The organism is Streptomyces sp. NPDC002785, from assembly GCF_040295565.1.
GTDB lineage: Bacteria > Actinomycetota > Actinomycetes > Streptomycetales > Streptomycetaceae > Streptomyces.
Genome location: NZ_JBEOVN010000275.1, coordinates 1 through 7,687 on the forward strand (window position 1 = coordinate 1; position 7,687 = coordinate 7,687).

The following is a 7,687-nucleotide window of genomic DNA, read 5'->3' on the forward strand; positions in this document are numbered from 1 at the left end:
GCCGCGTTGTCGTCAATCACCAACGCTCCGCGTTGCCTCAATCCTCCGCCTTGCAGCTGCACGCACCCAGCCCCGCTCCTTCTCCCACCCCCCATTTGCCGACCGGCCTAAACTCGACGGCACTATGACAACGCTCCCGATGCCCGCCGACGAGGCCGAAGCCCGAGCCGTTCAGGACGCCCTGCGCTCCCGGGTGGTGCTCGACGAACCCGGCCCGCCGCCCGGCACCGGCCGGGTCACGGGGGTCGACGTCGCCTACGACGACGAGCGCGATGTCGTGGTGGCGGCAGCGGTCGTGCTCGACGAGGCGACGCTCGACGTGGTCGCCGAGGCCACCGCCGTCGGCCGGGTCACCTTCCCGTACATCCCCGGACTCCTCGCCTTCCGGGAGATCCCGACCGTGCTGGCCGCGCTGGAATCCCTGCCGACCGACCCCGGACTCGTGATCTGTGACGGATACGGCTTGGCACACCCGCGCCGCTTCGGACTCGCCAGTCACCTCGGCGTACTCACCGGACTCCCGATGATCGGCGTCGCCAAGAACCCGTTCACCTTCTCGTACGAGCAACCGGGCCCCCGCCGTGGCGACTGGTCGCCGCTGCTCGACGGCGATGAGGAGGTGGGCCGGGCGCTGCGCACCCAGGACGGTGTCAAGCCGGTCTTCGTCTCCGTCGGACACCGGACCGGCCTGGACAACGCCTGCGCCCACACCCTGCTGCTGGCCCGCGACTTCCGTCAGCCGGAGACCACCCGCAGGGCCGACGCGCTCTGCCGTCAGGCCCTACGGGAAGCGATCATCTGATTATCTGAGTATGTATACGGATAACACCGGCCGATCATGACGGGCAGACTGGTACGCATGACTGAACATCGAACGTCCACACGACCAGGAACTGTCTATCTCGCCCAGCGCCGGGTCGCGGTGGGGATGACTCTCGGTATTCTCGCGGGAGCGGTCTGGGCCGTCTCGATGATCTGCACGCTGGTGGCCTGGGCGTTCTGACCCGAGAGAGAGTGCGCCGCCCCGCCGTCCCGGCTACTTGTGCTGGTCCGGGCCCTGGGTGTTGAGCAGCGCGCGCCAGGTGTTCTCGTCCCCGATACCCGTCACGGGCAGAATCCGGGATGCCTGGAACTCCTTCAGCCGCCCCGGGCGGCCGGGCGCCGGTCCGCTCAGCGAGCCGCCGCGACCCGGAAACGCAGCCCGGCCGCACGCAGCCGCTCCAGCAGTACGTCACCCATTGCGACGGCTGTGGTGACCTGCCCCGATGTCGACGGAAGCTCGTCCAGAGCCAGACAGAGCGCGGAATGGGCGAGCATCTTCGCCGTTTCGCCGTAGCCGGGGTCGCCGCCCGACACCTCGGTGAAGACCCGGTGCCCGCCGCCTTCGCCGACGAAGCGCACGGTGAACCAGCTGCGCCGCCGGCGCTCCGCGTCCGGGCCCTCGCCCGGCTCGTACCGGTCCATCAGCCAGGACCGCGCCGCCGGTACCTGCGCGGCACCCAGGAGCGCGCCGATCGCGACCGCGCCGCCCAGTGCCACGGGCAGATGCCTCACCGAGGCGAAGTGGCGGTAGCGGAAGTCGGGGCCGTACCGGGGGAGGGCCCGCGCCGAACGCTCGATGACCTGCGGGTCCAGTGTCGGCAGCGGCAGCGCCCAGGTACCGGTTTCCGTACTGAAGTGCGGGGCGCCGAGCCGCGCGCGGGCGCGGCGGGCCACCGGACGGGGTTCATGGAGCCGGCGTTCCTGTGCGGCGCGCAGCATCTGAGGGCCGCGGCTCATCGTGGTGAGTGCGGAGGCGAACGTACCGCCGGAGAAGACGGCGTTACTGCGGACGAACCCGTCGATTGTCAGCGGTACGTCCTGCGGCAGCTGCTGGACGGTGAAGTACACGCCGAGGTCGTGCGGCACGGAGTCGAAACCGCAGGCGTGCACGAGCCGCGCCCCCGTCTCGCGGGCCCGCGCGTCGTGCTCCAGATACATCCGGTCCACGAACTCCGCCTCGCCGGTGAGGTCCGCACAGTCCGTCCCGGCCTCGGCGCAGGCCGCGACCAGCTGCTCGCCGTACCAGGCGTAGGGGCCCACCGTTGTGGCCACCACGTGGGCGGATTCGGCGAGTTCGCGCAGCGAATGCTCGTCGTCGGCGTCGGCGTACAGCAGAGGAAGATCCGCGCAGCGCGGATCGGTCGCGGTGAGGCGTTCGCGCAGCTGCTCCAGTCTGGCCCGATTGCGTCCGGCCACGGCCCAGCGGCAGCCGGCGGGCGCGTGGGCGGCGAGATATTCGGCGGTGAGGGCACCCACGAAGCCGGTGGCGCCGAAGAGGGCTACGTCATAGGGGCGTTGTGCCCCGTTCTGCCTGTTCACGAGTGCCTCCGCAGGGGCCGGAGCCGATGTGGCAGGCAGAGGTTAGCGGAGGGGTTCGTGGCGGTGTGCGGGTGGGCGGCGCTCGTGGGGGAGGATCCAGGAGAAAGAGTGGTCTAAGCGCTTGCTCGGCCAAAAGGGTTGTGCGGAGCGCGGAGCATTCTTAGCATCATCGCTGTTACATCAGTTGTGTCACACACCGCTGGGGGTTCGATGGCAGTGACAGAGCACGGCCCGCTGACAGGCGTGCGCGTCGTCGAGCTGGCGGGCATCGGACCCGGCCCGTTCGCCGCGATGCTGCTGGCCGACCTCGGCGCCGACGTCGTCAGGGTCGACCGGCCCGGCGGCGCGGGGCTCGGCATCGATTCCGCGTACGACCTCACCAACCGCAACAAACGCTCGGTGCTCGTCGACCTCAAGGCGCAGGACGGGCCCGCCAAGGTGCTCGATCTGGTCGAGCGCGCAGACATCCTGATCGAGGGATACCGGCCGGGCGTCGCCGAACGGCTCGGCGTCGGGCCGGCCGTCGCGCTGGCCCGCAATCCGCAGCTCGTCTACGGACGGATGACCGGCTGGGGCCAGGACGGGCCGCTCGCCGAACGAGCCGGGCACGACATCGCCTACATCGCCCTCACCGGCACCCTCTCTGTGATCGGTAAGCCCGGTGAGCCGCCCACCGTCCCGGCCAATCTGGTCGGCGACTACGCGGGCGGCTCGCTCTATCTCGTAGTCGGCGTCCTTGCCGCCCTTCAGCACGCCCGCACCCCCGGCGGCCGTGGCCAGGTCGTGGACGCGGCGATCGTCGACGGCGCCGCCCATCTCGCCACGATGATCCACGGCATGCTGGCGGCCGGCGGCTGGCAGGACCGGCGCGGCTCCAACCTCCTGGACGGCGGCTGCCCGTTCTACGGTTCGTACGAGACCTCCGACGGCCAGTACATGGCGGTCGGCCCGCTGGAGCAGCGGTTCTACGACGAGTTCAGCAAGCTCCTCGGCATTGAGGACGAGGCCCCGGACCGGGGGGACATCGCCCGCTGGGAGGAGCTGCGCACGGTCGTCGCCGACCGGTTCAGGACCCGTACGCGAGCGGAGTGGACCGAGGTGTTCGAGGGCACGGACGCCTGCGTCGCCCCCGTCCTCTCGCTCCGTGAGGCGCCCCGCCATCCGCACATCGCCGCCCGCTCCACCTTCGTCGAGCACGGCGGACTCACCCAGCCCGCCCCGGCACCCCGCTTCTCCGCCACCCCCGCATCCGTACGCAGCGGGCCCGCGCGGCCCGGCACCGACACCGAGGCCGTCGCCGCCGACTGGGACGTACCCAGCATCACGAGGACCCGGAAGGACGGCACCGGCTGAACCGCCGTCGGCCCCGAACCGGGCCGGCTGATCTCCACCGTAAAGAACTGGCTCCAGGAGGCTCGCAGTGCAGCGGCAGATCTTCACCGAAGAGCACGACGCGTTCCGCGAGACCGTCCGCACCTTCCTCACCAAGGAGGTCCTCCCGCACTACGAACAGTGGGAGAAGGACGGCATCGTCTCGCGCGAGGCCTGGCTCGCGGCCGGCCGGCAGGGACTGCTCGGCCTCGCCGTACCCGAGGAGTACGGAGGCGGCGGCAACACCGACTACCGCTACAGCGCCGTCCTGGCCGAGGAGTTCACCCGGGCCGGTGCCCCCGGACTCGCACTGCTCGCCTGACCCTTGACGCACAACCACCCTCGAAAGGCTGCTGTCTTGAGTACCGAAGCGTTTGTCTACGATGCGATCCGCACCCCTCGCGGGCGCGGCAAGGCCAATGGCGCCCTGCACGGCACCAAGCCGATCGACCTCGTCGTCGGCCTCATCCATGAAATCCGCAGCCGCTTCCCCGGCCTGGACCCGGCGGCCATCGACGACATCGTTCTCGGTGTGGTCAGCCCGCTCGGCGACCAGGGATCCGACATCGCCCGGATCGCCGCCATCGCGGCCGGCCTCCCGGACTCCGTCGCGGGCGTCCAGGAGAACCGCTTCTGCGCCTCGGGCCTGGAGGCCGTCAACCTGGCCGCGGCCAAGGTCCGTTCGGGCTGGGAGGATCTGATCCTCGCGGGTGGCGTCGAGTCGATGTCCCGCGTTCCGATGGGCTCCGACGGCGGCGCCTGGGCGATGGACCCGATGACCAACTTCGACACCGGTTTCGCCCCGCAGGGCGTCGGCGCCGACCTCATCGCCACCATCGAGGGCTTCTCCCGCCGTGACGTCGACGAGTTCGCCGCGCTCTCCCAGGAGCGCGCCGCCGAAGCGTGGAAGGACGGCCGCTTCGCGCGCTCCGTCGTCCCCGTCAAGGACCGCAACGGCCTCGTCGTCCTCGACCACGACGAGCACATGCGGCCCGGCACCACCGCCGACTCGCTCGCCGCGCTCAAACCGTCGTTCGCGGCGATCGGTGAGATGGGCGGCTTCGACGCGGTCGCGCTGCAGAAGTACCACTGGGTCGAGAAGATCGACCACGTGCACCACGCGGGCAACTCCTCCGGCATCGTCGACGGCGCCGCGCTCGTCGCCATCGGCAACAAGGAGATCGGAGAGCGGTACGGACTCACGCCGCGCGCCCGGATCGTCTCCGCCGCCGTCTCCGGCTCCGAGCCCACCATCATGCTGACCGGCCCCGCGCCCGCCACCCGCAAGGCCCTCGCCAAGGCCGGGCTGACCATCGACGACATCGACCTCGTCGAGATCAACGAGGCGTTCGCCGGCGTCGTGCTGCGCTTCGCCAGGGACATGGGGCTCTCCCTCGACAAGATCAACGTCAACGGCGGCGCGATCGCGCTCGGCCACCCGCTCGGCGCAACCGGCGCGATGATCCTCGGCACCCTCATCGACGAACTGGAACGGCGCGACCAGCGGTACGGCCTCGCCACCCTCTGCGTCGGCGGCGGCATGGGCATCGCCACCGTCATCGAGCGTCTCTGACCGTCCCCGGCCACCGTGAGGGGTCGGTCGCGGGGTCGGGGCACGCGCCTCGCGGTGTTGTCGTCCCTCACCATGTTCCCCGAGCTCTCGGCTTCGCTCGAGCAGGGGAGGCCCCATTCGCCATGGATCGGTCCTCCGCCTTGCGATCCACGCACCCCGACCCGCTCCTTCACCCACGCCACCCACTGCCGACCCCTCTCTTACGGAAAAGAAGAGCTATGACCGAGAGCACGACCATCCGCTGGGAACAGGACGAGACCGGCGTCGTCACCCTCGTACTCGACGACCCGAACCAGTCCGCCAACACGATGAACCAGGCCTTCAAGGACTCCATCGCGGCCATCGCCGACCGCGCCGAGGCCGAGAAGGACGCCATCCGCGGCATCATCTACGCCTCTGCCAAGAAGACCTTCTTCGCGGGCGGCGACCTCAAGGACATGATCAAGGCCGGCCCCGAGAACGCCCAGCAGGCCTTCGACACCGGCACCGCCATCAAGAATTCGCTGCGCCGCATCGAGACCCTCGGCAAGCCCGTCGTCGCCGCCATCAACGGCGCGGCGCTCGGCGGCGGTTACGAGATCGCGCTCGCCTCGCACCACCGCATCGCCCTCGACGCACCCGGCTCCCGGATCGGCCTGCCCGAGGTCACCCTCGGCCTGCTGCCCGCGGGCGGCGGTGTCACCCGCACCGTACGCCTCATGGGCATTGCCGACGCGCTGCTGAAGGTCCTCCTCCAGGGCACCCAGTACACCCCGCAGCGCGCCCTGGAGAACGGCCTGGTCCACGAGGTCGCCGCCACCCGTGAGGAGATGCTCGACAAGGCCCGCGCCTTCATCGACGCCCACCCCGAATCCCAGCAGCCCTGGGACGTCAAGGGTTACAGGATCCCCGGCGGCACCCCGTCCAACCCGAAGTTCGCCGCGAATCTGCCCGCATTCCCGGCCAACCTGAAGAAGCAGATCGCGGGCGCTCCGATGCCCGCACCCCGCAACATCCTGGCCGCCGCCGTCGAGGGATCGCAGGTCGACTTCGAGACCGCGCTGACCATCGAGGCCCGCTACTTCACCGAGCTGGTCACCGGCCAGGTCTCGAAGAACATGATCCAGGCGTTCTTCTTCGACCTCCAGGCCGTCAACTCCGGTGCCAGCCGCCCCAAGGGCATCGAGGAGCGCCAGGTCCGCAAGGTCGCCGTCCTCGGCGCCGGGATGATGGGCGCGGGCATCGCGTACTCCTGCGCCCGCGCGGGCATCGACGTCGTCCTCAAGGACGTCTCCGTGGAGGCCGCCGCCAAGGGCAAGGCGTACAGCGAGAAGCTCCTCGACAAGGCGCTCTCCCGGGGCCGTACCACCGAGGCCAAGCGCGAGGAGTTGCTGGCCCGCATCACCCCGACCGGCGACCCGGCCGATCTGGCGGGCTGCGACGCCGTCATCGAGGCCGTCTTCGAGGACACCGCGCTCAAGCACAAGGTCTTCCAGGAGATCCAGGACATCATCGAGCCGGACGCCCTGCTCTGCTCCAACACCTCGACCCTGCCCATCACCGTCCTCGCCGAGGGCGTCTCGCGCCCCGCCGACTTCATCGGGCTGCACTTCTTCTCACCCGTGGACAAGATGCCGCTGGTGGAGATCATCAAGGGCGAGCAGACCGGCGACGAGGCCCTGGCCCGCGCCTTCGACCTGGTCCGCCGGATCAAGAAGACGCCGATCGTCGTCAACGACTCCCGCGGCTTCTTCACCTCGCGCGTCATCGGCCAGTTCATCAACGAGGGCGTCGCCATGGTCGGAGAGGGCGTCGAGCCCGCATCGGTCGAGCAGGCCGCGGCACAGTCCGGCTACCCGGCCAAGGTGCTCTCCCTGATGGACGAGCTGACCCTCACCCTGCCCCGCAAGATCCGCAACGAGACCAGGCGGGCCGTCGAGGAGGCCGGCGGCACCTGGGCCGGACACCCGGCGGACGCGGTCATCGACCGGATGGTCGACGAGTTCGACCGCCCGGGACGCAGCGGCGGAGCAGGCTTCTACGAGTACGACGAGGCCGGCAAGCGCACCCGTCTCTGGCCCGGACTGCGGGAGCATTTCACGAAGCCGGTCACGGACGTCCCCTTCATCGACATGAAGGAGCGGATGCTGTTCTCCGAGGCACTGGACAGCGTCCGCTGCCTGGAGGAGAACGTCCTCATCTCTGTCGCCGATGCCAACATCGGCTCCATCATGGGCATCGGCTTCCCGCCGTGGACCGGCGGCGTACTTCAGTACATCAACGGTTACGAGGGCGGCCTGCCCGGCTTCGTGGCACGCGCCCGCGAGCTCGCGGAGCGGTACGGCGACCGCTTCCTGCCGCCCGCGCTGCTCGTGGAGAAGGCGGAGAAGGGCGAGACCTTCC

General features: G+C 70.0%; 6 protein-coding genes and 1 pseudogene. 6 read left to right on the forward strand and 1 reads right to left on the reverse strand.

The features are described from left to right. The first annotated feature begins 124 nt into the window (after positions 1–124). On the forward strand, positions 125–802 hold the full coding sequence (locus ABTZ94_RS34790) for an endonuclease V (protein WP_351207006.1): 678 nt from the start codon (positions 125–127) through the stop codon (positions 800–802). A 57-nt stretch (positions 803–859) separates the two neighbouring features. Further along, complete coding sequence (gene mmpA / locus ABTZ94_RS34795) at positions 860–1,003, forward strand: morphogenic membrane protein MmpA (RefSeq protein ID WP_351207008.1); 144 nt, start codon at positions 860–862, stop codon at positions 1,001–1,003. Positions 1,004–1,170: 167 nt separating this feature from the next. Here the strand turns inward: mmpA and ABTZ94_RS34800 are convergent, their stop codons facing one another. Continuing rightward, complete coding sequence (locus ABTZ94_RS34800; protein ID WP_351207010.1) at positions 1,171–2,361, reverse strand: saccharopine dehydrogenase family protein; 1,191 nt, start codon at positions 2,359–2,361, stop codon at positions 1,171–1,173. Between the two features lie 210 nt (positions 2,362–2,571). Between ABTZ94_RS34800 and ABTZ94_RS34805 the strand changes: the two genes are divergently transcribed. From ABTZ94_RS34805 to ABTZ94_RS34820, 4 genes and pseudogenes are all read left to right on the forward strand, one after another. After that, positions 2,572–3,714, forward strand: a complete 1,143-nt coding sequence (locus ABTZ94_RS34805) for a CaiB/BaiF CoA transferase family protein (protein WP_351207012.1) — start codon at positions 2,572–2,574, stop codon at positions 3,712–3,714. Positions 3,715–3,781: 67 nt separating this feature from the next. Continuing rightward, positions 3,782–4,045 (forward strand): annotated as a pseudogene (locus ABTZ94_RS34810) (acyl-CoA dehydrogenase family protein); the annotation flags it as partial. Positions 4,046–4,090: 45 nt separating this feature from the next. Further along, positions 4,091–5,305, forward strand: coding sequence for an acetyl-CoA C-acetyltransferase (locus ABTZ94_RS34815; protein ID WP_351207014.1), 1,215 nt, complete (start codon positions 4,091–4,093; stop codon positions 5,303–5,305). 218 nt (positions 5,306–5,523) lie between these two features. Next, a partial coding sequence (locus ABTZ94_RS34820) for a 3-hydroxyacyl-CoA dehydrogenase NAD-binding domain-containing protein (protein ID WP_351207016.1) occupies positions 5,524–7,687 on the forward strand: 2,164 nt, incomplete at its 3' end.

Coding starts and splice junctions, on each gene's coding strand:
- ABTZ94_RS34790 (WP_351207006.1), top strand. CDS start 125: ATGACAACGCTCCCGATGCCCGCCGACGAGGCCGAAGCCCGAGCCGTT.
- mmpA (WP_351207008.1), top strand. CDS start 860: ATGACTGAACATCGAACGTCCACACGACCAGGAACTGTCTATCTCGCC.
- ABTZ94_RS34805 (WP_351207012.1), top strand. CDS start 2,572: ATGGCAGTGACAGAGCACGGCCCGCTGACAGGCGTGCGCGTCGTCGAG.